The organism is Wolbachia endosymbiont (group B) of Rhopobota naevana (assembly GCF_947250615.1).
GTDB lineage: Bacteria > Pseudomonadota > Alphaproteobacteria > Rickettsiales > Anaplasmataceae > Wolbachia.
In genome coordinates, this window is record NZ_OX366333.1 from 1,710,447 (window position 1) to 1,735,902 (window position 25,456).

The following is a 25,456-nucleotide window of genomic DNA, read 5'->3' on the forward strand; positions in this document are numbered from 1 at the left end:
AATTAGCTTAAGTTATAAGATCATAGTTAAGCCGATGTATTTTATAAATGGACTTTTTTGAACATTCTTCCAATTTTTTTCTAAATAACTCTTTGCCTATTTAAATAAGTATGTTCAGTATTAGAGCTTTCCAGACCGCTACTAGGAGAAAGATTAGGTTCTTGACCTTTAAACATCTCTATTAGCTTTAATACAGGAGCAGTTCCTGCTACAATAGCTCCTATAACAGCAGTAGCACCCATGATGAGAAGAATCGGTTCTGCAGTGGTGATTACACAAAGCTCAATACATAAACCAGCAATGACCATACCAACCATTATACCAATGAAAGCACCTACAATTATGGATGAAACTACACCAATTAATTCTCCTATTTTTGAACTAAGTGGTACTTCTCTTTCACGTCTAATACGCCTAATATAGCGTGACCTCATTTGTCCTCTCATTATTACATTTTCATCCCTGTTTCCAAAGAGATTCAATGACGCTTCTCTTTCTCTAATAAAATTTGGCCGCATTTGTTGTTCTCTTGCCCTTCTTCGCTCTCTCATTATTATGTTTTCCTCAAAGAGGTTTAGTGGTACTTCTCTCTCACCTCTAATTCTAACATGATTTAGCTGTGCTTGTTCTACTAATAACCTTATTGTACTTTTTATTTCATTTAGCGGTGCTCTTCCTCCAATATCCTTAATTGCCTTCTCAAATTTTAATAGCGACTTGTTATTTAGTCTGACATTATTCTGAGAATCACAAACAATAACCCAATCTAAAATTGGCTTTTTTTGACCACCATACTCTATATAATCATTAATGTGTTCCTTTAGTTTTTTAATTATCTCTACTGCTCTTGTTTCCATAGCTTCTATGGCGCTATCTTCACTTTCTATGAGTATATTGAAAACAATTCCTAATAACTCCTGTTGTAAATCCTTTCGTTCTTTAATATTCGTAATTAGCCTCAACTTTTATATGCTATTTTGCCAAAATAATTTTACCAAATAAGTAATATATATACAATAATTCTCGTTTAAAAATTTTTTTACATTGGCTTATCTCAGTTATGTTTTAGGATGTAAAAGCTTCTTACTTTAATAATTTATTAAAGTAAACCATATATGGATTGCTATTTAGGAGCAGCTGTTGTACTTTAATCAGAAGGTACAGTAATGTAAGAAGGAGGTACTTTATGTCTTTAAAAAATGAAATTTCTGAATTGATAGAGCAACAGCTTGGCATTAAATATCATGACAATTGCTTAGCTTACACTATCCATAATTCGGCTGCAGGTGAAATATCCGATTCTATTGCTCTTTGCATAGTTGGCTGTGGCGATTGTGAGATTAAGTATCAAGGTATTGCTAATTCATTTAACATAACGAAAGAAGAAATTAACCAAAGTAATATAGAAAGCATAAAAAATAAGATAGAAAGTGAAGCTAGAAAAGAAGGTAGTGAATTTTCCGAGTTGATTTCTAAGATGGATCAATCGCTGAAAGAACAAAGTGAAGAGTCTATTATACAGATTTTAAATTCATCTGCTGAAGAGATGTTAAGGAGTTTTTGTGGTAGTTCTATACAGAGAACAGAGGATAAAGAAGTTAGCCTGTCCTCTGCTTCACATGAAGAACCTGCTACAGAAGATTCGGAAACTACTATTAATTCTGATCTTTTATCAATTTAACCAGCTCCTCATATAAATTTTTTCTGTACCCAAGCTATATGTTTGTGAGAGGATAGTAAGCACTACATTTTTCTATTTCCATTATAACAGATTCGTCTATTTTCATGATGATCTTACTATTTGTACTCTGTCTAGGACTAAGCAATAGAAATAGTAGGATAACAGTAGTCAACCAAGATTCCAGCATCACGTACTAGGATGATATAAGTATCATGATTTACGATTAGATTGACATAGGGTAAAGAGTAAATTAAAAATTAAATAGATCTTTTAATGCAGAATAAATGCCTATAGAAATATTGATGCCCGCTCTTTCCCCAACAATGAGTCAAACTGGAGGGAAAATTGTAAAGTGGTGTAAAAAAGAACAAGATAAAGTTGAAATAGGTGATGTAATCGCTGAAATTGAGACTGATAAAGCCATAATGGAGTTTGAATCTGTCGATGAAGGAGTTTTAGCAAAAATTTTAGTGTCGGAAGGAACAAGTGGTGTGCCTGTAAATCAACTGATAGCTCTAATGTTAGAGGAAGGGGAAGATAAAAGCGCACTTGATTTAGCTTCTGCCATCAATACCAAGGTTGAGAAGGAGGTTGAAGCCGATTTTTCAGTATCATCCAACCCTTCGATTTCATCTAGCTCTTCAATGTCATCCCAGTGCGTGACACTGGGATCTAAAAAAGAGGATAGAGCAACAGAAAATAGAATAAAAGTAAGTCCCTTAGCTAAAAAAATAGCTCAAAATGAAGGTGTTGATATAAAGCGATTAAAAGGTACAGGTCCATATGGTCGTATCATCAAAGCTGATGTATTAGAATTTTTAGATCAAACTAAAAGCTATGAGAGATTTGAGGAAAATACAACAGTTGAAGTAAGTAATATGCGCCAAGTGATAGCGCAGCGCCTAGTTGAATCTAAGCAAAATATTCCACACTTTTATTTAACTGTAGACTGCCACGTTGATAAGCTAATATCGCTCAAAAATGAGGTTAATTCAGCAAATGAGAACAATAAAGTAACAATTAATGACTTAATTATAAAAGCTGTGGCTTTCAGCATGAAAAAATTTCCTGACATAAACTCATCGTGGATAGATACTAAGATAGTAAAATATTCAAATATAGATATCTCAATTGCTGTAGCGCTTGAGGATGGACTTATTACTCCTATAGTAAAAAATGCTGATGAAAAAAGTGTTTTATCTATATCAAAAGAAGTGAAAGATTTAGTAAATAGAGCACGATCTGGAAAATTAAGGCCTGAAGAATTTCAAGGAGGAGGGTTTACCATTTCTAATTTAGGCATGTTTGGTATAAAAACTTTCAGTGCTATAATCAATCCACCACAGTCTTGCATTATGGCTGTCGGCGCATCTAAAAAACAACCAGTTGTCATAAGTGAAAAAATAGAGATAGCAGAGGTAATGACAGTTACTCTCTCTGTTGACCACAGAGCAGTTGATGGAGCACTCGGAGCAAAATTTTTAAATGCCTTTAAGTACTATATAGAAAACCCTACGGTGATGCTTCTTGAGCCTTTATTATTATAATAAAATTAATACCTCTTAGTTTATACTTTTGTTAGTTAATAGGTTTAGAGGTAAAATATGACTGATAAAAAGATAGAAAAACGTAGTATATCTTTTGATGCTACAAAATCAAAATTTTCAAACGATAGGTTTCAAATAGATTCCTCATCTAATGAGTCAATAGATACCATTGGTAAAAAATTTAAGTATGAAGTGAAACTTCCAGGTGTTATTCACACTACAACAAGAAAAAATAATGTTGGAAGCGGATTAAATGAGTTAGATCTAAGAAAGAAAAATGAAAACTCTTTCAAGACACCAATAAAGAATATTGAAGAATCAGATAGTAAGAGAAACCAAAGTCATTTGCTGTTTCAGGAGGACTCATTTCCAGAACTACCAGCACGTGCATATAAGCCAGCACTGCTGCCAAAACCATCAAAAGAAAAAATAAAGGAAGCTGTAGATAAAATGCGCAATAATAGAAAAGCTCATAATTCTGCAAGTGTTGAAAATGGTGTTAGTTCAGACAGGTTCAAAGTGCGCCCGTTCTTATGTAGTGATATAGATGGATATGTAGCTCCTGACAAACGTGACCGTAATCTAGAAAGGTGTAGGGTTACACATGATAGCAGTAAACTTGAAGCACAAATGGAAAGAAAGCATGGGTTTCAATCAGATCCAAGTGTTAAGCATGTAAAGGCTGATACTGTAGTATGTTCTATTACTAAAGGTCATGACAAAAAAGGCGTTAAATCTGATGTCTCATATACACAAGAGCCTACATCAGAAATGTCTAAGGTTAATGTGAGAGAATTAGCAAATAGGTTCCGTGGCTAATCATTATTGGATTTTTCGAATAACAATTGCTTAAGATTTTATAAACTGTGCATATAGTACTCTATAAGAGAAGTGTGACAACTTCTCTCTTTCTTAACCACTTGCTGAAGAACGTTTATCTTCTGTAGCATCTGGTGATGGAGCAACTAATCTACTCAAAATCTCATCTTTTGGTCCCATAGCATAAATAACCCCATCTGACATGACGATCACTGTATTGACTACAGATAGTAGCTGTAGCTTATGAGTGATGATAACAGTGGTAGTATTTTGCTCTCTTGCAACATTGATTGCATTAATCAAGCGCGCCTCTCCATTACTGTCTAAGTTAGCATTCGGTTCATCAAGCACTAAAAGCTTAGTATTACCATAGAAAGCCCTTGCAAGTCCAAGAAGCTGTTTTTGGCCACCAGAGAGTATTACTCCTCCAGGTCCTCCTATTGTTGTATCATACCCATTTGGTAAGCTCAGTATTAATTCATGTATTCCTGCAATTTTTGCTGCTTTGATTATTTCTTCAGGATTTGGATCTGGTCTCATGCGGGCAATATTAGCTTTAACGCTCGTGTTAAATAACTCAATATCTTGAGGTAAGTAACCAACATAATTACCAAAGTTCTCTCGATTCCAAGTATATACATCAGCGCCATCTAGTCTGACTACACCTGATATGGGTTTCCAAACACCAACGGTTAGTTTTGCAATGGTCGACTTACCAGAAGCACTTGCACCAATAACACCAACAACATCCCCTGGTTCTATTACAAATGAGATTCCTTTTACTGTTGGCTTATTGCTCCCATAAGGAGTAAAAAATACCCTATCAAATTCCAACTTCCCTTCAGGCTCTGGTAGAGCCATAGTTTGCTCTCTTTTTGGGGATGTTAGTATAAGTCTTTGTAGCCTCTCATATGACATTCTGGCTTGATTTAAAAATTTCCAAGTATGAACTGCTGCATCAAATGGAGCCAATACTCTACCCATCAAAATCGAGGCAGCAATGATACTACCGGCAGTTTTGTGAGCTGTAATTGCAAGTAATGCGCCTGTTCCAATTACTGAAATTTGGAGAGTCGAGCGTAAAAACTTAGTAATCCCAGTAATCACATTAGAACGATTCTGCGCTGTAACTTGCATTGCACGATTTTGATCATTCCGTTTACACCAATCAGAAACTATAAATTCTGACATGCCCATAGCTTCAACCACCTCTGCGTTTCTTGTTGCAACATCTATAGCATTAATATTGCGTATAGTTTCTTCATTGGTTTCTCGCAATATACGCTTAGTGGCAAGTTCATTCCATACTGCCATTGAAACTAATATAATGATCCCGGCAATAGCTATAAACCCTGTAGAGGTATGTATCATAAAGATCACAACAAGGTAAATTAGCGACCATGGAGTATCGAACAGTGAAAATATACCATTTCCTGTAATGAAATTTTTTATTACTCCAAGATCTCGTATTGCTTCACCACTTGAAGTTGAGCTTTGTACTGATGTTAGCCTAATTGACCTTACTATTAGGTCTGGTGTTGCAGTTTTATCAATCCAGTCGCCAATTTTTGCCATGGCTAAATATCGACAAGTTTCAAGCATTGCAGAACATGCAAACGCAGATAAAGTAATAATCGTCAGCATAACTAATGTTGATACACTCTCGCTCGATATCACTCGATCAAGTACCTGAGAAGTATAGAGTGGCAAAAATAACATCAACGCATTAATCCCTGAACTAAACCAGAAAATGAACCAAAACGCACTCTTGCATTTCTCTAGACAAGTGTATAGTATACTTTGCTTTAATTCTTTTTTTATTGATGGAGTAATTTCCACAATCTTCCTTTTAACTTAACTATATGCACCATATATAACTTTTATTTCAAAAGTATTAACAGCTATTGCCTTACCCTATCGTTAATATAATAAAATGTTAACATATGCGAATAGGAAAACATAAACTTTTTTATAGCAAGACTATCTAATTCCTTCTCTACTATAATCTTATACGATAGCCTTGCCAATTGTTCTATGTTTTCCTTATCTACTACTCAATGACAGTTTACTATAATGCTTACTATCACTCCTCTGAAAGTTGATGCTATCAGAGTCAGTGATTACAATCTGCATCTATTTTCCTCTTTCTATATGATCAGGAAGTATTACATATTCCAATGATCTAGCTGTAATTGCTCTTTTTCTCACACAAGATGGACTTGAATATAACCTTGGTCTATATCTTTCGAATTTAAAACAGTCAACAGTAATCCCCTCCTCAAAGTTAGAAAGTATTAGAGATGGAGATTTACTAACTTCCTTATCACTCACAGAATTATTTGCACTACCATAACTCACATGACGCGCTGCACTATGATTGTTACCACACTCTTCTCTTGAGGTTGAACCGCTTGGATTAAAAGGAGTCGAAAATGTTGAATACCCATTGGTATCACCAAATCGTTTTATCAACCCACAGTTTTCTTCATTCATTTTTGTAATATTCTCTTGATTAGCACCTTCTGATAAGCTTGATGAAGCAATAAGATCTTCTTTTTTCTTACTAAAGATATTGCCTATTTTTAGCTTGGTTGCAACATTCTTGAATTTGTTTTTCGGAGCTTTTGGTTTAATTTCTGGATGCTCATTTATAGTAATTACACATGATGGATTATCTAACTTGTCCATTGTATTTTGTACTCTACTGTTGCGTCTTGAAAACAGACTAAGTTTTGCTGTTAAATCATTCAAAACAGGTGAACTTTTTCTACCTTCTAAAGAATTATTCGAACATGGTACTGCACTACCACCCCTACTCATTTTCTGAGGAGAAATATTGAGTTTGTCTTTACTCTCTAATCTAGTTTCATGCGTAAACTTGTAAAGTTCATTTTCCAATCGTGAAATATCTTCTGCATTCTTTATTAATAGTTCCAATATTGAGTTGTATTCCTCCAAATCATGATCCCCTACTTTTGTCTTAGCTAACTTTCCTGTAACCTCTTCAATTCTGTTCATTTTTTCAGTATAGTTTTCTATCTTACGTTTAACAGGTTCTTTTTGAAGGCCAATCACTAAGTTGTATAAGATAAGTAAAAATGATATCGAAGAAAATGCAATGGAAATCCAGGTAAGAATTTCTTCCTTTTCAGGTTCTGCATTATTATACTTAACGCAAACAGAAATAATCACACTTGATATTGACATGGCCAGATTATAGTAGTCTAGAAGCTTTTTGCTTCTTTCTTGATCTTCCATATTAAGTCTATCATATTTCCTTTTTTTGTTTTCCCTTATTTCATAAAAGAAATCTAAAAATAACCTCAAGATATTTGTGTCGCCATGTTTAAAAGCATAATCTAAAGCTGTTTTTTTTGCATTATCCTTTATATCAAAATTTATCTTCTTATTTACAGTTTTCTCTCCGGTGCTGATTGTTAGGTAGAATAAGGCTTTAATAGCTTTTTCCCTTAAGCGCTCATTTTGTTTACGCTTTTCTAAAACCAACTTTTTCAAAAATTGACCTTGCTTAAAATCCTCATTTATAGTTTTTTCAAAATCATTATCACTCATTACAAGATAGTGTAATGCTGTTCTTCCAGATTTAGATACAACATTTAACATTTTCTTATTATAGGGGTAATGATTATCTGTCATAAAATATTCTATTAACTCAGCATTAAGGCTCATGGCAGTTAAATGTAGAGGTATAAGCCCTTGACTGTTTGTGTTAAAAAGTGGTACTGTGTTCCTAATAATTGACTTAGCAATACTTTCAATAACATACTGAGAGAATCCTATGTCGTCGGCAAGAGCAGCCATGTGTAACGGTGTATTGTCATTTTCATCATATAACACTTTGATGTTAGCAGCCACCTTTTTACCTACAAGTTCTTTTGACACAAATTCAAGACATTCCTTATTGCCGCTCAAAATAGCTGCAAATAACAACTTTTTTTGTGTATCTTGTTCTAAAAAAATACCCTTTGGGCTTTTTTTTACCAAATACTTAACGCATTCTACTCTTCCACTGAGGATAGATAAGTGTAGTAAAGTTTGTCCATCCTTATTTTTCTTACTTAATATTTCTCCCACTCTCTCTTTTTTAAAAAGGTGCTCAAGGCATGATTTATTACCAACACGTGCTGCCATATGAAAGACGGTGTCACCGTTGCTATTCTCACGCAAAACCTCTTGATAAACGTCAAATTTCTTCTCTTCCAACTTTTTTTCTATCATGCTTAAAAACGATAAATCAAGTTGGGCAGCAAAATGTAAAGGGGTGTTTCCTTCATTATTACTCTTATTTACTTGCATGCTTCTGTCTATTAATAGACTCACACATTTTTTTCTTAGTTCTGTTTCTGTATTACTCGATAGAGCTAAGTGTAGGGCCATATTTCCTTTGCGTGTTTCTGTACTTAAATCGTAATCAGGAAATTTATTGAGTAAAAATGTTAGACAATCATACTTCCCGTACATTGCAGCTAAATGTACAAGATCTCTTCCATACTCACCTTTGGATTGAAGTATGCTATTTCCTATATTTTCATAAAATAGCTCTATACAATATGTATTACCATGTATAATAGCAATATGTAAGGGGGTGTTACCTTGTTTATTCTGAACAATTTTTGCACCTGATTTAATAAACAATTCTATTAGCTGTTTATTTCCATGTTTTGCAGCTATATGCAATGGGGTGTTACCATCTACATTTTCTTGATCAATTTTACTGTTTGGTCTACCTAAAAATTCTAGATGCTTTATAAGAAAATTTATGGCATTTTCTTGAGTTTCTGAGTTACCTGCAATCTTATGAAAAGGATTCTCATTATATTTATTTTTTAAAAATTGTACTTGATTATCAATGAAGAATTTTATGCACTCAGCATTTCCAGATTGCACAGCATAGTGTAATGCGTTATTTCCATATTTATCTGTTTTAATTTTCTCCTTATCAAAAATTCCTTTTGCTGTCAATATTTCTTTTAAATATTCTAGGAGGTTAGGACTTCCGCTTCTGGCAGCATAGTGTAACTCAGTTTTATTATTGGTAGTGCAACTAAAATCTGCTTCATTTTCTATGAGAATTTTCAAGCATTCTTTATTACCAGATTTAGCCGCATAGTGTAGTGGTGTTTTGCCATCTCTATCTTTATTCCTTAATGCTTCTTCAATGTCAAAATTAGAATTTTCTATCACAAAACGTAAAATATCTTCTTTACCCAACTCAGCTAAATAATGTAGAAGTGTTTTATCATTACTATCTGCAAAATTCTCCAGTTTTGTAATCAATTCTTTCTTCATACCAAGAATTAGAGATACAGCCATTTTAATATCACAATCCCTATTTTTCTTTTGTTGTCTTTCCCTAATTCTTTCAATAGCCACTGTTAATAGCGAAGAACCATCATTACTTATTATATTCCATCCATCTTGACAAAATTTTTCAGCTAATGAATCACTTATATTTTCTTCTAAAATCCTGCTTTTTATATAATCAAGATTATTAGTACATATATTATAGTTTTCTTCTTGAGTTACTTTGTTAATATAATCATATATGATTATTAGGTCTTGCTTATTGACTTTATCTTCTGAATTGCCTTGTAATGAAGAGAGGTCTATATTACTAATTGCTTTGGCCATACCAACGTTTACCGAAACAAATAAACCCGACCTGAGTGTCTTTGCGCTTGTACTAGATTTAGCTTTGAAAACATTAGTAACTGTGTCAAATTTATTTTTGAACATACTGTACCTCATAAATAATAATGCCGGTAGTGAATAAGGCTTTAGTAGATACCACTGTAATTTTTAAGCCTACAAAAATTCACCAGCGGCCGCATTATATAGTAGATAATTTTTTGTGCTAGTAATATTTTTCTAATTCCCACTTTTGCCTTGGTGCAAAGTCAAGAGAGTCTACATAGTTTCTCTGTAACCTTTCAATTCCTGTCCATCCAACCATAACTGCATTGTCTGTACATAAATTGCTTGGAGGAGAAAGCACGTTCAAATCTATGTATTTTTTCAATCTCTCCTTCAGAAAATTATTTGCTGCAACTCCACCGGTAATTACAAAATCATTGATTTTAATATTTAAAGATGCAGTGATATCAATAGCATTTCTGACTCTATCGAGTAATATGTCGCTAATACACTCTTGAAGCGAAGCACACATATCGCAAACATCTTGCTTGCTCATTGCAAGCTCTTTAACTAAGTTTTTTACTGCTGTTTTAATTCCAGAAAATGAGAAGTCACATCCAGAACGTTTTATCATTGCTCTTGGCAGCTTAAATCTCATACCATCACCTTTTTTAGCTAACTCTTCAATCAATGGACCTCCAGGATAGCTTAGATCCAGCATCTTAGCAATTTTATCAAACGCTTCACCCAGCGAGTCATCAAGTGTTTTTCCAAGTTTAATATACTTACCTACATCCTGTGCAATTAAAAATTGACAATGGCCACCCGATATAAGTAGGACTAGAAATGGAAATTTAACCTCATATAGCAGCCTAATAACTAATGTGTGTGCCTCTAAGTGATTAACTGCAATAAACGGTTTTTGTGCTACATGCGAAATTGCTTTAGCCATCATTGTACCAACTATTAGTCCACCTATGAGTCCTGGTCCTGATGTTGCTGCAATTGCATCTAGATCACAAAAGTTAAGGTTAGATTTTTCTATAGCGCTTTTTACTAGACCACTTAAATGCTTCATATGAGCACGTGACGCTATTTCAGGTATTACCCCACCGCGTTTTTTGTGCTCTTCCTGAGAAAGAATTTCGTGAGCAAGGACTTGCTTATTACTATTTACAATTGCTGCTGCAGTTTCATCACAGCTTGTTTCAACAGCTAATATAGTTTTCATATATATTTGAACTCTTTAATTGTGAGAACTATAACTTGAAATGTTGAAGAAGTGAACTTTGTTCTGTTAAGCTAATTATCATCTCCAAATATAGAACCAATTTTTTTACTCCCAGAGGAAAATTTATTAGTCCAACTGCTTTGTACTTTGTTTATATCTTTAAAGGCAGTTTTATTGCTATACTCCTTTACTTCTTTATCTATTATCTTCATTATTTGTGGATCCAGGCATCTCTTTTTCCATTGGTTAGTAGCAAGAAATACTTTATTTAAATCTTGAGTGCGAATTAGATATTCTTTATCTTTAGGATAAACTTCCTGAGCCCAAGCAAACAGCTCAAAATAGCGTGCGAATAACTCAGACGCACGTGATTTTGGAGTTTGGTAAACTTGTATCTCCTTAAATATAATTTGACCAATAATTTTTTGTACCAGAATATTTGACTGCTTTAAGTTCTGCTCAATATCCTGATAAACTTTATAGAGAAATTCTTGCTCTAAGCTTAAGTTCAGTTCATTTTCAACCATATGTGAAAGTTCATGTACTATGATGTAAGGATTTGACCTTCTTAGCACAATAACATACTTATTTAAACCAGAAGAACGAATTGTCTTACACACTCCCTCTTCCATATCCACTAATCCTTCTTGATATATTTCAAACGAGAGTCTAGTTTGCTTTATTAGTGACAAAGTGAGGTTTAATGTATTTCTAAACTTCTCAAATTGATAGAGATATTTGACATATTGTATTACGTTTTCACTATTTCCTACTTGAGTTGCTTGTTTTATTAAGTTCCTGATTAGCATGCTTCATTATTAAAGGAATTTTCTTTATGCTCAAGAATTATAAAGTGTTTTCAGGAAGTATAGCTAAAAAAGTTTAATTTACTTACATTCCGCTACTTATTATTAGCCAAGAGGTATCACGTCAGTATGACTTAGGAATGTACTAGATATAAAAGTGCAATATCAAATATATTTTACTAAAAATCAATCAACTTTTCACATGTTTGCTCTTCATAAAAGAAGCTCAATGTTATCGTAGTACCAAGTTTTGCTTCACTTTGAATGTTGAAAGTCCCACCCATTAACTCTACTAATTTCTTGCTTAGAGGTAATCCGATACCTGTGCCTTCGTTTCTATATCCCGAATCTGCTTGGCCAAAAACGGACATAACTTTATATATGTCCTGCTGCATTATCCCTATTCCATTATCATGAAACTCAATAGTTAATAAATTTTTTTCTATATTCTCTTTAATAATCATTCTTATTAAACCACCTTGAGGAGTGAACTTGATTGCATTTGATAACAAATTTATTATAACTTGCTTCATTCTTTTGGGATCGGCGATAACTAATAATTGTTTATCAGATATCTCTTTCTTTAAACTAATACCTGTTTCTTTTAGTTTAGGTGATAACATTTTTAAGCACGAATCTATTATCTTATTCAGATTAAACTTCACTTTCTCTACTGTTAAACTACTTGATTCAGCTTTAGAAAAATCGAGCACATCATTAATCAAAGCAAGTAAATGTGTACCAGCATTATATATATCGTCTACGTATTCCTTGTATTTAGAGTGATCTACCGAACCTAAAGTTTCATTTTTGATCAACTTTGCAAATCCAATAATAGCATTAAGAGGTGTACGCAACTCATGTGTAACACTTGCAAAAAATTTTATCTTATTTGCATTTTCTTGCTCTAATGCCTCTTTAACCCTTTGTAATTCAATATTAGTTTTATGCTGCTTGGCTAGCATTTGGGTATTGGAAAAGTGCAAATAAAGCATTATTAGTATTAAGATAACCAGTAATAAGCCCATTAATATTGAAAATAGACTATATACCATAATATAAGAGTCATTATAGCTTTGAATGATCTTCAAAAAAAATGAAGGCTTAATGTCATCTTCATGAAATATAGGGAAAGTAGAAGTTAATGTATTTCCTGTAGCGTAAAATATTTCTTGATTGCTTAGCAATTTATCAATTTCATCATTTGTAAGCAACTGCTCATAGTCATGACCTTGAGTATTAAAATTACTGAAAATTACTCTGGCATTTTGATCATACAGTATTAAGCTAAAATTTCTTACTTTGCTTACTGATTGTAACAATTCAGCACGCAATTTTACCAACTGGTTTATGTAATCAAAACTGTTATATTTAATATGATGTTTTTCTATTAGTAAATAATGATATTTTTTTATTATACTATTTTCCAATAGATCTTTTAAGTTTGCATTTGAATTACGGTAAAAAGAAAGAAAATTATTCTTTAATGAATAACTGCGGTATATTGTGCCCAATAAAACCACAAAAATTAATAAGAATAGCGAGATAATTTTTGTATATCTATTTGTTTTTAGTGTAGTAAAAATTAATTTACTTAATTTATACATATTCTTCTCATTGTGAAATAACGTCTTTTATGGTATTAATAAAAAATTAGCATATCATACTTTTATGACAATTTCTCCTATCTTGCCAGTTTATTCTCCTGTTAACATAAATTTTTCTTATGGCAAAGGTATTTACTTGTATGATATCGATAATAAGCGCTATATAGATTTTCACTCTGGAATAGCTGTTAGCAGTTTAGGTCATGCCAACCCACGATTAACTGATGTCCTAAAATTACAAGGAGAAAAACTATGGCATATATCAAATACCTATAATATATCTACTGCCAACAAATTTGCAGAAAATTTAATAAACAACAGCTTTGCTAATACTGTATTTTTTGCAAATTCTGGATCAGAAGCAGTGGAATGTGGACTTAAAATCGCTAGGGCCTATCAAAATGGAAAAGGTAATAAAAATCGCTATAGAATTCTAACATTTCATGGTGCATTTCATGGAAGGACATTTTTAACTTGTGCAACAAACGATAGACAGAAATTTTCTGAATTACTGAATCCTTATATTGACTGGTGTGATAACATAGAGCCCAATATTGAGAGTGTAAAGAAAGCAATTTCTAATGGCATAGGTGTTATATTAATAGAACCAATACAGGGACAAGGTGGTATTAAAGTAATGAGTGAAGTCTTCATGAAAGAGCTAAGAGAACTATGTAACGAAAACGACATACTGCTATTTTTTGATTGCGTTCAGTGCGGTGCTGGCAGGACAGGAAAGTTATTTGCATATGAACACATAGGAATTAAGCCTGACATATGTGCTCTTGCAAAAGGAATAGGAGGAGGTTTCCCTCTGGGGACTTGTCTTGCAACTGAAAAGGTTGCTAAGTACATGGCGGTCGGTATGCATGGTTCTACTTTTGGTGGTAATCCACTTGCAACTTCAGTAGGTAATGCTGTATTGGATGAATTGCTCAGCCCTGGCTTCTTAGAAAATGTTGAAGTTAGAGGTAAGTACTTAAAAAACAAACTAGAAAATTTAGCAAGCAAGTTTCCAATGATAGAAGAAGTGAGAGGAAAAGGGTTGATGCTAGGAATAAAAGTAAAAATGAATAACCAAAAATTTGCAGAAGAGCTAAGTCACCGTGGTTTACTTACTGTTGGAGTAACATCAGATAACGTTCTAAGAATCTTGCCTCCACTCATTATCACTGAAAAAGAGATTGATGAAGGCATTGAAATCCTCACTCAGTATTTATCTGAAAAGTTCTAGTTAAAAACTAAACCTTCCTGCTCACTAGTTGTTGGCTGTATCAAAATTGCAGATAAAGGGAGAGTAGACCGGTGGAACTTCCCCACGAGCCCCTCGCAAAACTGTGCATGAACCTCTCGACTCACACAGCTTCCATTATTCATCTTTTGACCTAAACCTAATATCCAGTGGTAGAAAGTTTCTGGCCCTTCCTTTCTCATTTTTCCTAGAAGTTGCCTTGCTAGTCTTCCATGAGTTCGAAGTTTCTTGTACTTTCTTCTGACCCACTTTTCTAGGTGCCGCTCTATGTTTCTCAGAGGTTTGTATATCTCTTTCCTGTAAAACCTGCCATAGTACTGATACCAGCCTCTGACTATTGGATTTACTATCTTTGATATTTCCTCTAATGTTTTGTGTGTATTTCGTAGTATTTTCCATGACCTTATGGTTGTAGTAATATTTTTCTTGGCTTTGTTGCTAATTGCAGGAAGAAATGAAACAAAATGCTTTCCTATTTTACTTTTTGCTAACCTTGGTCTATATGTGTAGCCCAGAAAATCAAAACTTTGCGTAGGAAATTCACTTTTTCTATTGTCATCCTTGCAGTACACAATTTGTGTCTTTTCAGGATGTAATTTTAGCTTATGCTCAGCCAATCTTTCTTCAATTGCTATCTTCATAAATTCCGCCTGCTTCTGAGTCTTACAGTGCACTATCGCATCATCTACATACCTCTCAAATGGTATTGTTGGGCACTTTTGTCTCATCCACTCATCAAATACATGATGCATAAATATGTTTGAGATTATCGGGCTTATTGAACCTCCCTGTGGAACTCCTTTATCCCTGATTACCTTACTGCCATCTGTTTGCTGAATTGGAGCTTTCATCCATCTTTCAACATACAGTATGACCCATTTGCAGTCTGTGTGCTTCTTGATAGCTTGCAATGCCAACTTGTGGTCTAAATTGTCGAAAAATCCTGATATATCAAGATCTATCACCCAATCGTACCTCCAGCATCTTTTACGCGCTGTGTCTACCGCATCCAATGCAGATCTATTTGGTCTATAACCATATGAATCTTCGTGGAATTTTGGCTCTACTAGCGGCTCAAGATACATAGAAGCTACTGTTTGCCCTATCCTGTCGATTACTGAAGGAACACCTAAAATTCTTTGTCCTCTTCCTGTACCTTTCGGTATTGCAACAGCTTTTACAGCTTCTGGAAAATAACTTCCAGATGACATCCGATTCCATAGTTTGTACAGATTATCTTTTAGATTTTCCTCAAATTTTGTTATCGAAACCTCATCTACACCAGCAGCACCCTTATTTCTCGATACTTGTTTATAAGCTCTCCAAATAAGTTGCTTTGGTATATCAAAAGACTTTGTTTTATTCATTAACTCCTCCCTTGCGGTTGATAAATAACTAAAACTAAATAACTCAGCCCCTTCGCTCCATTCCCATTACAGAAACTTCTTCACTACTACGAGCTGATCCGCCCCTGTTTTTCGCATCGGTACTCTCATCCTTAGAGTTTAGCTCCTTGGATTTCTTCCTTATCATCGAAACGACAGGTTCCCGTAGTTCCGCACAATAGCCTAAAATAGATTCATGCCACCTCTATGCCGGACGCCATCTACCCAGTAAACAAGCTCCTGATAGACTTATCCCAGGTTACTACAGAACCCCTGGTTTTGACGCCTCCTAATTGTCATTTTCGACACTTCATCAGTGGTTCACTTTCGTTCATCTCTCTACTTCACACATGATGCATAGTTGCACCTTTTCCATAACGCTCACCACCTTGGCTCTTTACCAAAGCAGCTTATGGTTGTTTAAAGCCTGCTCTTGTAAACCGGCTCCGAGGGGCCCACCCTCTCATCTATCATGCAGCTTCAACACTTTCCATGTCTCTACGGCGCACCTGTAGCTACAACTTTATCAGCTACTTCATTTGTACACTTTGCCTTTTCCTGTTCTCTTATCAGTGTAAGCTCATTTATATCACTTAGTGAGTCAAATTTTGTTGCATCTTCAAATATAAAAGATTGCACGGCACTCTTCTCAACACCTAAGAAAGCACCATTACCAAACGATAATGCCACATCTAATAACTTCTGCATTAAACTGTTTTTAACAATGAATTTAAATAGCTCCTCTAACACAACTGGCACTCCAAAAGTAAAAAATGCTCCTCTCACTAAATAGGTTGTTATTTCATATAACAATGCACCACACAAGAGTGCCAGTGGTCCAAATACTATAAAACCGCAAAGTAAAGGCAATGGCATGGTCTGACCTGATGATATTCTACCTATAAGCTCCATTGAAATTATAAACCCAATAAGTAACATAGCTCTACCTAGATATGTCCTTTCTTTAGAGCGTTTGTTAAAGTTTTTCTCACGTAACTTAGAAAAATCATTGTTAACTCTGACTTCAAAAATATTATGGTTGATTTTTAATTTTAGCTCTAAGTCCTCTATTCCATGATGCCACTTATGACACCTTACAATTTCATCAATTATCGTACTAACTTGATTATTGATTTTGTATAATTTGCTTTCTTGATATAAGTTGCCTTGATAATATTTTTCTCTCAAGTCTACACAATTTAAATTCTTTAAATCACATAAAAAATCTTTGATTTCTTGTGCCATTTTATTAGCATCATCTTCGTAGCCTACAGCTTTCAAAATTGTTACCAAGTGTTTATTTTCAATTTGAGCAATTGTTCTATCTAATGCACGTATATATTGCTTGGATTGAAAATATGAGATGATTTTTTCTTTACATCTATCCTCATTGCCTTCGTACAAACTATTTCTTTTGAAACTGCTGTCATGTTCTTTGGCAATTTCTAATGCATGAACCAATACATTTTGCGCCTTCACACTACTTTCACAGTGACAGTTTCTGATTATGTGTACATACGCTCTTGCACTGGTATCTCCAGATTTATCTATATTGTACGCTTTAGCCAAAAAGACTAAATAGTCAAACCCTGCCCAAAGATAATACATTACCTTTGTTATAGCACTCCCCACAGAAAATAAAGCTGAGCGTGTGCAAGATAATTTACCGTTGTTTTTAATTCTGTTCTCATATGAACGAAGGTATGCCTCTGTACTTTTTAAAATCCTATGTAAATCTTGTTCTGTCTTTTTGACATCAAAATCATTTATATCATGAACTTTTTCATACGTTTCTTTTATCAAATCACTAGAAAACTTCTTCAGAGCTGAATCATCAATATTTCCTAATGCATCAATATTTTTACTAATATAGATTTCTATTTTTCTTCCAAGTTCTTCTCCCATTCTATTTTTTAGCAACTTATTGTATTTATTAGTAGCTGGAAACAAAACTTTCTGACAAAATTTCTGTGGTTCGTTTTTAAAATTTGCTAAGATCTTATTCACAAATAGCTCAACTTCTTCACCTGCAGCAGCAAAAACCATGATTGTCTGCTCTCATTACGCTCTCTATTTCTTCCAAGATTCTGTAGGGCTTCAGATGGATTATTGAACTGACTAACCGAATCTGCAAATATTGATGCAACATGATTATATTCACTATCAAATCCACGACCTTTCGATCCATCTATAACCGTTGTCAACGCATATTTAGCCAATGAATCAAAATCTCTTTTTTCATAATCACAATAAAGAGTTCGATATCCACCTATCTGATTACGTATTATCGCTGAAAAGAGTCTGTTTTCTCCAATACCAAGATCATTTTTCCCAATTCCTGCAAAGATACATTTATTTTGTTTGCAGAAATCAATGAGACTATGTAGTATACCTTCCTCTCTTTCCATGAGGTCATGGAGCTCTTTGCTTAAGCGCCAATTATCAACTATTAAGCTGCATTGCTCATTATCACTTTTACTCAATGCTTCAATTACTGTCTTTATTTGCGGTAAGAGCTCATCTCTAGCAAATTGCTCACTAAAGCCTTTTCTCTCTAGGTAGCTTATAATATTGTTATCATTAGTGGTGCTAACATTCTTTTTAACATCTTCTATCAATTCACTCAAACCTTCTCTTCTTTTTTTATCTAAAGTAATATTATCACACTTCATTAAATATGAGAGAGTAAGATCGATCATTGAATGCATTACTCTATATTTTAGATATTCAGCAGTACTACTGAAATCCACCTTTTCTTTTAATTCAGATATCTGCTCTTCTGTCAGACTAGGATGTTGCTTTTTAACGCAGCTTATAAAGTTCGCTTCGCGTAACTTGAGCCTATAGTCTTGATAAGATATCCCTTCAGGCTGAAATTTATTATACACTTCATAACGTGTACTACCTTCATATACTAAATTATCTCTACCCTGCAACGCAAAGTTAAGATTAACTATACTATTTACATCATCAGCTAAAAGCAGAGCACTTTCTCCAATTGGGCTTTGCACATTCCATCTTATAGAAGTTAATAAATCATCGGTATCAACAAGCTTATTGTAATTAAAAACTTCTTCGCTCTCTTCAACATATTCATGAGCTGGGCTCGATTTTTCTCTAGTAAATAAGCTACGCACGTTAGCAAGAAATCTGGAAAGCAGTTCTTTTGACTCTACACCAGTTGCTTTAGTTAGTACCCACCAAATTGGCAACATTACTATACCAAATATAAACATAGAAATTGTATAATATAAGTTTCCAATCAAAGCAGAATACAGCCAATAATCTGAAGTTAGACCAATTACAGCAGCAACATTACTATTTATAACAGGAAATAATGTAATCATAGGTATTATAGTAACAGCAATATTCACTACAAATGCTAGAGTGAAATTTGTTCTCCTATTGGTTTTTGCAATAACACTTGCTGTTTCGATGGCGTTTGCAATACAACGTCTACTCAATCTTGTCGGGCTGATAACTTTTCCGCATCTATTTAAAATCCTTCTCTTTGGTGTTGCAGTGAGGTAAGTCGTAGGATATTTCTCATCAAGCTTGCACATGTTCTCAAAATCCTGCTGCTTATTAATACTGTCTGCTTCATCAACACTAATCCACAACTTGGTATTTTGGTCTTTTAATTTCTGATCATTTTCTTGCTGTAATAGCAGGTCATGTGTTATTATAATTGTTGTAGGTTCAGTTGCCTGCAGTGCATTTTTAATTTCCTCAGCAGTTTTGGGTGTCCTAATGTTTACAGTAAATGCACTACTCATCATTTTTTTAGCTTGGTTTACTAGATCACTGTTTGGTACTGCAACCAGATGATGAAACCCTGCTTGGGCTAGTACATGGCTCCACATTCCAATATCGTAAGTCTTGCCAAACCCAGTTTCTGCATCGATCAGAACATTACAGTTAGTAGTAGAAGGGTTGCGTAAATGTTCTAATGCCTCTCCAACAACAGGTTTACGACGTGCTACTATTATAGATTCCTTTGTATCATCAAGTTTTATAGATTCACCTTGCAACTTACAGTTGATTTCTTCTAAGCCACTTATAATACTTTGCTTTTCTTGATTGCTGATAGAACTCACACATTATCCACTATAATTATCACAATATTAATTGTATGTTAATTCAGTAAATTGTCAATTCTATAGACAAAAAGCTGATTTCAACTATCATATTAATATGAATATATGCCTCGGAATAATTACTTCTCCCCATGGAATCAAAGGAGCTGTTAAGATAAAAACCTTTACTGAAAAGCCCGAAAATATTTTCCTATATGGTGAACTAATAAGCGGAAGTGAAAATTATAAAATAAGCTTGGTGTCTGTTGTCAGTAATAATTTAGTAATAGCAACAATTAGCGGTGTGAACTCCCGTAATGAAGCAGAACTTTTAAGAAATAAAAAGTTATATATAGAGAGAAATAAGCTACCACAATTAAATGATGAGGATGAATTTTACCAAAATGATCTTGTGAATATGGAAGTAAGATTAGAAAGTAATGAATTATATGGCTATGTGAAGTCTGTACATAATTTTGGCTCAGGGGATATATTAGAAATTTTGGTTATCAGCACAAAAAAAAACATTATGCTATCTTTCACTAAAGAAATATTTCCATACATCAACATGAAGGAAAGATATATAGTAATCAACATGCCAGAATTCATTGGCCAATAAAAATTTTGATATTTGTATAAAGTTATTTATAATCATCAGACTAAATTAAAAGTGTAATTATGGCAGAAAGGGCTAATGATATCAGGCCAGGTCAGGTACTAGAACATAACGGTGGTTTATTTTCGGTTATAAGTATTATGCATACTCAACCTGGTAAGGGTGGTGCATATATACAAGCTGAAATGAAAAATATCCAAACAGGAGCAAAGTACTATGAGAGGTTTCGCTCTGATGCAACAATCAGAAGGGCAATTTTAGATGAAGAGGAATATGTTTATCTCTTTACTGAAGGGAATATCGTAAATCTTATGCATCCAAGTAGTTACGAGCAGATTGTTATAAATTTAGACTTATTAGGGGAAAAGAAGGCTTATTTGCAAGATAATATGAAAATTAAAGTAGTAACTTATCAAGATAAAATAATTTCTGCACATGTGCCTGATCACGTTACACTAACTGTAAAAGGAACAGAGTCTGTTATCAAAGGGCAGACTGTTACTGCTTCTTATAAGCCTGCAATTTTGGAAAACGGAATACGTGTTAACGTGCCTCAATTTATAAAAGAAGGGGATAAAATTGTAGTACATACTCCTGATAATAGCTATTACGAAAGAGTAAAAGAGTAAATGGCCATTTCATCACCACGAATCAATGTGATGCTTGATTCTGTACGAAGTGCCTCCAAGCAGCTTATACGTGATTTTAATGAATTGCAAATTTCAAGCGTTAAGTCAGCAGACTTTATCAATAAAACTTATTCAAAATCCAAGCAACTTATATACGATTGCTTGAAAAACTACAACCAGAACTATGACTTTATTTTTGAAGACGATGTGGGCCAAGATCTAAAAGACGGCAGTTATACTTGGTTTATTATACCTATAGAAGGCAAGGAAAACCTTTTTAGTTGTATGGTTTATTTTGCAGTATCAGTTTGTCTCATTCATAAAAACAGAGTTGTAGCAGCTGTGATTGATGCTCCAGCGCTTAGAGAAACTTTCTGGGCAGAGGAAAAGAAAGGAGCTTTTCTTGAAGATTTCAAATCTCGCCATGTAAAAATGCGGATGAAAGCTCGTGAAGGGGGAATAATAGACATAAGTGGTAATTTGTTAAATAAATTACCACTTGACAATAATAATCTACGCTCCCTTGGCTCAACGGTACTAGGTTTTGCATATCTTGCTGCCGGAAGATACAATGGAATAATTTACTCTGGAATTAATAAATATAAAACTTCACTCGGTAGGCTTTTTCTGCAAGAAAGCGGTGGGAGATTAAGGGAAGATAACGCGCTTGTCATTGCTGGAGATATAAACTAAAGTTCATTCAAAAGAGCAAAAGTCACGTAGTGAAAATAATAAATGGTCTTACCTACCCCTCATTGCAGCAGGGTGGCAAAATAAGATAGACGAGAAAAGACAACTATAGGAACAAATAGGTGTCATTCCAGCACGTGACACTAGAATCCAGATTGTTTAGACTGGATCCTATGGTCAAGCCATAGGATGACAAAAGAGTAAACTTTACCTGTGTGAGCTATAGATCCCAGTGTTAGCTACTTTCATGACAAGAAATAAAGCACTGATTTTGTACATTAACCATGCTTTTAAATAGATACCTTATTCTTGGCAACTTTAAACTCAACAACAGACACAAACAGACAATTTCTCAAAAACTTTTACAAGAGATTTTGTTAAATGCTCTATCATTTCATTTGTATGGTAAGGCGTAGGAGTAATACGGAAGCGCTCAGTCCCCTTGGAAACTGTTGGGTAATTTATATGTTGTACATATATTCCATACTCATCAAATAACAATTTTGATGCTTTTTTGGACAACTCAGGATCGCCAATTATGATTGGAATTATATGAGTTTCTGTTTGCATAAAATTCACTCCTGCGTTTCTCAGTGAGTCTTTTACCTTTTCAACAGACTGCTTTTGCTTCTCTCTTTCAACATTGCTCGATTTTAAATGCTCAACGCTTGCCTTTGCTGCTGCTGCTAAAACGGGTGACATAGCAGTAGTAAAAATAAATCCTGGGGCTGAACTTCTTATTACATCCACCAAGCTCTTTGAAGACGCTATATATCCACCCATCACTCCAAAAGCCTTTGATAATGTACCCTGAATAACAGTTATTCTATCCATCAAACCTTCTCTTTCTGCAATTCCGCCACCGCGCGGTCCATACATGCCAACTGCGTGTACCTCATCCAAATAGGTAATTGCATTATACTGATCTGCTAGATCACATATCGCTTCAAGCGGTGCTACATCACCATCCATTGAGTATACAGATTCAAGTGCTATTATTTTCGGCGTTTTTATATCTATAGACTTTAGCAACTGCTCTAAGTGATCAACATCATTATGCCTAAATATGTGCTTCGGTCTTTTTCCTGATTTTATACCTTCTATCATTGAAGAATGGTTTTTCTCATCTGAAAAAATTACCACGCCCGGAATAACAGACGATAAAGTACTAAGTGTAGTTTGGTTGGCAAGATAGCCACAAGCAAAAGTTAAAGCAGCTTCTTTTTGATGCAAGTCAGCCAAAGACTTCTCGAGCTCAACAACTTCCTTTGTTGTACCTGATATATTTCTTGTTCCTCCAGCACCAACAGATGAATTTTGAATAGCAGCAATGACACTATCGTTTTGTGACATTCCCAGATAATTATTACTGCACCAGACAATAACCTCTCTATTTCTTTCATAATCCATAATATAGGGAAGTTTGCCAGGTAATGACGCAAAATGCGTAAATTCACGATAGCGCCCTTCTTCTTTTATATCTTTGATTTTATTTAAGAATATTTCTTCGTAGTTTACCAAGTTTTTATCTATTAACAATCAATATAATTATAATAAATTATTAAATGATAGACTACTATATTTATTACTTAGACTGACATTCTTCTGTCTGCATAACCTTTTTGACCTGATTATCCTCAACTAAGCTTTTAGGCCTATAGCAGTACGTAATTGTAGCTGCAATAAGACAACAAACTGCAACTGCTATTCCTATTGCTAACATTTCCAAGTAAACTGCAACGGCCACTCCTAATGCAATACCAGCTATTGCAAGTGCAGAAGCAGCTGCGACATACTTTTTTGTGTTTTGTAGATCATTCTTTGAATTGCTTGGTACGGTTGCTGAATAGCCTAAAGATGACATAAATTCCAAAAATCCCTTATTTCCTTGTTTTTTTGCCATATCTAAAGAGCTTTCTTTCAAAGGAGTATTTAATGGTTTCTTAATAATTGGATCATTTTCTAAATACGGGCTTGCACCATTGTCTATTAGCAATTTTGCAGATTTTTTATGCCCTTCATTTATTTTTCGATTATAAGCTATAACATGCAACGCAGTACCAATATACCTACTTTGTGTATTAACATACTTTTTTTTATCTTTTGCTGCACCTATCAAAATGGCAACTACATCAGAATGACCATTATCAGCAGCTAAGTGCAGTGCAGTTTCACCATTATTATCCTGTAAATAAAGATCTGCTTTTTTTTGTAAAAGTAACCTCACTACTTCCAAATTGCCTTGTACAGAAGCATACATCAAAGGAGTAAAGTTATGCCGATCTTTAGCATCAACTGTTGCGCCACGCTCTATTAGCAATTCCGCAACATCTAAATGTCCATCGTACGCTGCTTCATGTAAAGGAGTTACTCTGCTGCCTGTACTACTCACTGAATTAACATTTGCACCGTTATCAAGTAAAAGCTTCACAAAATCTTTATGACCATTTCTAGCAGCTAAATGAAGTGCAGTGTCACCACCTACTTTTGTTTTTGATTTAATCTCAATATTTGCACCACATTCTAGTAAACGCCTGCCAAGCTCAACATCACCTTTTTGTGCTGCAACGTGTAAACGAATAAATCCATCATTATCATAATCTGTGAAACGTTCATTAATATCGTCTAGTAAACTTTCCCTACCAGCTTTTAATTCCTCAGGAATGATAAGTGTTACTTTACCATTTTCATACTCTACTTCACCATTATGAAATTTAAGTGTGAATCTAAGTAAACTGTCTAATTCACATATCTCCTTCTCTGGCTCATCAGAATTGCGTGCCACCATTGATGACTTATAGTTAATGCGTACATAATTCTCATCAGAACAATCGATGTACATGATCTTCTTGTAAGAATCGCTAGAAAGTACCTGATATTTTATTAATATACTATGTATTCGGATAGCAAGGAAAGCCATATACCCCGCTTGATTACAACTTGTGGTTAATTCCTCTATGAGGGAATCATTCGGAACCTCTGCTTTAGCATGTTTAAAAATTTCCGTAAAAACATACTTTGCAAACAGACGTTTATCATCTCCCTCATTATATTTATCATATAACCCTTTAATGAAACTATTATCTATAGTGCGATCATTGATTACAAAAAAATCCGTTCTATATAGGTCTTGATAAGCTGTGTTACCAGACTTTACATCTTCATTATTCTCATTTGCCTTTACTTGACCCAGCAGAGATTGCGTTAGCTGAAATTCTAACGTAGTTACTGCACTAGATTTAGTATCAGAATTATTAACGCCAGATTCCTCTTGACTTTCATTACCTGAATCCTCAGAACGACGGCGCTCTTTTTCCTCTCGTTCTAAAATTTCAAACCCTTCTTCAGTTCCTGAATCCCTAGAATCTGATTTCTTTAAAATTTTGTTTGATTCCTGTGATACAAAATCTGAACCTAACATGTTTTTCCTCACTAATTAGTAGCTAAGCTAAGTGTAGCATT

Annotated in this window: 19 protein-coding genes; 7 read left to right on the plus strand and 12 right to left on the minus strand. The window is 34.2% G+C overall.

Annotated elements, in window-relative coordinates:
* Window positions 1-80 precede the first annotated feature (80 nt).
* Window positions 81-962: a hypothetical protein gene (locus OOL01_RS08220; protein ID WP_264686793.1), complete on the minus strand. Its 882-nt coding sequence runs from the start codon at window positions 960-962 to the stop codon at window positions 81-83.
* Between the two features lie 224 nt (window positions 963-1,186).
* On the opposite strand from OOL01_RS08220, the gene OOL01_RS08225 reads away from it, so the two are divergent.
* From OOL01_RS08225 to OOL01_RS08235, 3 genes are all read left to right on the plus strand, one after another.
* A complete protein-coding gene (locus OOL01_RS08225) occupies window positions 1,187-1,681 on the plus strand; it encodes a WBM0748 family T4SS-associated protein (protein ID WP_264686794.1) in 495 nt (164 codons plus the stop codon).
* A gap of 284 nt (window positions 1,682-1,965) precedes the next feature.
* On the plus strand, window positions 1,966-3,228 hold the full coding sequence (locus OOL01_RS08230) for a pyruvate dehydrogenase complex dihydrolipoamide acetyltransferase (RefSeq protein WP_264686795.1): 1,263 nt from the start codon (window positions 1,966-1,968) through the stop codon (window positions 3,226-3,228).
* Window positions 3,229-3,285: 57 nt separating this feature from the next.
* Window positions 3,286-4,047, plus strand: coding sequence for a hypothetical protein (locus tag OOL01_RS08235; protein ID WP_264686796.1), 762 nt, complete (start codon window positions 3,286-3,288; stop codon window positions 4,045-4,047).
* A 93-nt stretch (window positions 4,048-4,140) separates the two neighbouring features.
* Here OOL01_RS08235 and OOL01_RS08240 read toward each other — a convergent pair whose 3' ends face one another.
* The 5 genes from OOL01_RS08240 to OOL01_RS08260 form a co-directional block, all read right to left on the minus strand.
* Entirely contained in the window at window positions 4,141-5,886 is a 1,746-nt protein-coding gene (locus OOL01_RS08240; RefSeq protein WP_015588031.1) for a type I secretion system permease/ATPase, read from the minus strand.
* 294 nt (window positions 5,887-6,180) lie between these two features.
* Window positions 6,181-9,804, minus strand: coding sequence for an ankyrin repeat domain-containing protein (locus tag OOL01_RS08245; protein WP_264686797.1), 3,624 nt, complete (start codon window positions 9,802-9,804; stop codon window positions 6,181-6,183).
* A gap of 118 nt (window positions 9,805-9,922) precedes the next feature.
* Window positions 9,923-10,933 carry a tRNA (adenosine(37)-N6)-threonylcarbamoyltransferase complex transferase subunit TsaD gene (gene tsaD, locus OOL01_RS08250; protein WP_264686798.1) on the minus strand — a complete coding sequence of 337 codons (1,011 nt, stop codon included), beginning with the start codon at window positions 10,931-10,933 and terminating at the stop codon, window positions 9,923-9,925.
* Window positions 10,934-11,004: 71 nt separating this feature from the next.
* Window positions 11,005-11,742, minus strand: coding sequence for a WD_0702 family putative metalloprotease (locus OOL01_RS08255; protein ID WP_010403278.1), 738 nt, complete (start codon window positions 11,740-11,742; stop codon window positions 11,005-11,007).
* Window positions 11,743-11,918: 176 nt separating this feature from the next.
* Window positions 11,919-13,346 (minus strand): sensor histidine kinase, encoded by a 1,428-nt coding sequence (locus OOL01_RS08260; protein WP_010403276.1) that lies wholly within the window; start codon window positions 13,344-13,346, stop codon window positions 11,919-11,921.
* Window positions 13,347-13,410: 64 nt separating this feature from the next.
* Between OOL01_RS08260 and OOL01_RS08265 the strand changes: the two genes are divergently transcribed.
* Window positions 13,411-14,580, plus strand: coding sequence for an aspartate aminotransferase family protein (locus tag OOL01_RS08265; RefSeq protein ID WP_264686799.1), 1,170 nt, complete (start codon window positions 13,411-13,413; stop codon window positions 14,578-14,580).
* Here the strand turns inward: OOL01_RS08265 and ltrA are convergent.
* The 4 genes from ltrA to OOL01_RS08285 form a co-directional block, all read right to left on the minus strand.
* A complete protein-coding gene (gene ltrA / locus OOL01_RS08270) occupies window positions 14,577-15,965 on the minus strand; it encodes a group II intron reverse transcriptase/maturase (RefSeq protein WP_264686800.1) in 1,389 nt (462 codons plus the stop codon). The genes OOL01_RS08265 and ltrA overlap by 4 nt on opposite strands.
* A gap of 43 nt (window positions 15,966-16,008) precedes the next feature.
* Window positions 16,009-16,131 carry a hypothetical protein gene (locus OOL01_RS08275; protein ID WP_264686502.1) on the minus strand — a complete coding sequence of 41 codons (123 nt, stop codon included), beginning with the start codon at window positions 16,129-16,131 and terminating at the stop codon, window positions 16,009-16,011.
* Window positions 16,132-16,481: 350 nt separating this feature from the next.
* Complete coding sequence (locus OOL01_RS08280; RefSeq protein ID WP_264686801.1) at window positions 16,482-18,029, minus strand: hypothetical protein; 1,548 nt, start codon at window positions 18,027-18,029, stop codon at window positions 16,482-16,484.
* A complete protein-coding gene (locus tag OOL01_RS08285) occupies window positions 17,987-20,080 on the minus strand; it encodes a DEAD/DEAH box helicase family protein (RefSeq protein WP_264686802.1) in 2,094 nt (697 codons plus the stop codon). The genes OOL01_RS08280 and OOL01_RS08285 overlap by 43 nt, the downstream gene beginning before the upstream one ends.
* 97 nt (window positions 20,081-20,177) lie before the next feature.
* On the opposite strand from OOL01_RS08285, the gene rimM reads away from it, so the two are divergent.
* From rimM to OOL01_RS08300, 3 genes are read left to right on the plus strand one after another with little or no spacing between them, the layout of a single operon-like run.
* Window positions 20,178-20,678: a ribosome maturation factor RimM gene (gene rimM / locus OOL01_RS08290; protein WP_007302194.1), complete on the plus strand. Its 501-nt coding sequence runs from the start codon at window positions 20,178-20,180 to the stop codon at window positions 20,676-20,678.
* 59 nt (window positions 20,679-20,737) lie between these two features.
* A complete protein-coding gene (gene efp / locus OOL01_RS08295) occupies window positions 20,738-21,304 on the plus strand; it encodes an elongation factor P (protein WP_010403241.1) in 567 nt (188 codons plus the stop codon).
* Window positions 21,305-21,997: an inositol monophosphatase family protein gene (locus OOL01_RS08300; protein WP_264686803.1), complete on the plus strand. Its 693-nt coding sequence runs from the start codon at window positions 21,305-21,307 to the stop codon at window positions 21,995-21,997.
* Window positions 21,998-22,318: 321 nt separating this feature from the next.
* Here the strand turns inward: OOL01_RS08300 and hemA are convergent, their stop codons facing one another.
* On the minus strand, window positions 22,319-23,515 hold the full coding sequence (gene hemA / locus OOL01_RS08305) for a 5-aminolevulinate synthase (RefSeq protein ID WP_264687269.1): 1,197 nt from the start codon (window positions 23,513-23,515) through the stop codon (window positions 22,319-22,321).
* Between the two features lie 64 nt (window positions 23,516-23,579).
* Window positions 23,580-25,415, minus strand: coding sequence for an ankyrin repeat domain-containing protein (locus tag OOL01_RS08310; protein ID WP_264686804.1), 1,836 nt, complete (start codon window positions 25,413-25,415; stop codon window positions 23,580-23,582).
* Window positions 25,416-25,456: the final 41 nt, after the last annotated feature.

Coding starts and splice junctions, on each gene's coding strand:
- OOL01_RS08225 (WP_264686794.1), top strand. CDS start 1,187: ATGTCTTTAAAAAATGAAATTTCTGAATTGATAGAGCAACAGCTTGGC.
- OOL01_RS08230 (WP_264686795.1), top strand. CDS start 1,966: ATGCCTATAGAAATATTGATGCCCGCTCTTTCCCCAACAATGAGTCAA.
- OOL01_RS08235 (WP_264686796.1), top strand. CDS start 3,286: ATGACTGATAAAAAGATAGAAAAACGTAGTATATCTTTTGATGCTACA.
- OOL01_RS08245 (WP_264686797.1), bottom strand. CDS start 9,804: ATGTTCAAAAATAAATTTGACACAGTTACTAATGTTTTCAAAGCTAAA.
- tsaD (WP_264686798.1), bottom strand. CDS start 10,933: ATGAAAACTATATTAGCTGTTGAAACAAGCTGTGATGAAACTGCAGCA.
- OOL01_RS08255 (WP_010403278.1), bottom strand. CDS start 11,742: ATGCTAATCAGGAACTTAATAAAACAAGCAACTCAAGTAGGAAATAGT.
- OOL01_RS08260 (WP_010403276.1), bottom strand. CDS start 13,346: ATGTATAAATTAAGTAAATTAATTTTTACTACACTAAAAACAAATAGA.
- OOL01_RS08265 (WP_264686799.1), top strand. CDS start 13,411: ATGACAATTTCTCCTATCTTGCCAGTTTATTCTCCTGTTAACATAAAT.
- ltrA (WP_264686800.1), bottom strand. CDS start 15,965: ATGAATAAAACAAAGTCTTTTGATATACCAAAGCAACTTATTTGGAGA.
- OOL01_RS08275 (WP_264686502.1), bottom strand. CDS start 16,131: ATGATAAGGAAGAAATCCAAGGAGCTAAACTCTAAGGATGAGAGTACC.
- OOL01_RS08280 (WP_264686801.1), bottom strand. CDS start 18,029: ATGGTTTTTGCTGCTGCAGGTGAAGAAGTTGAGCTATTTGTGAATAAG.
- rimM (WP_007302194.1), top strand. CDS start 20,178: ATGAATATATGCCTCGGAATAATTACTTCTCCCCATGGAATCAAAGGA.
- efp (WP_010403241.1), top strand. CDS start 20,738: ATGGCAGAAAGGGCTAATGATATCAGGCCAGGTCAGGTACTAGAACAT.
- OOL01_RS08300 (WP_264686803.1), top strand. CDS start 21,305: ATGGCCATTTCATCACCACGAATCAATGTGATGCTTGATTCTGTACGA.
- OOL01_RS08310 (WP_264686804.1), bottom strand. CDS start 25,415: ATGTTAGGTTCAGATTTTGTATCACAGGAATCAAACAAAATTTTAAAG.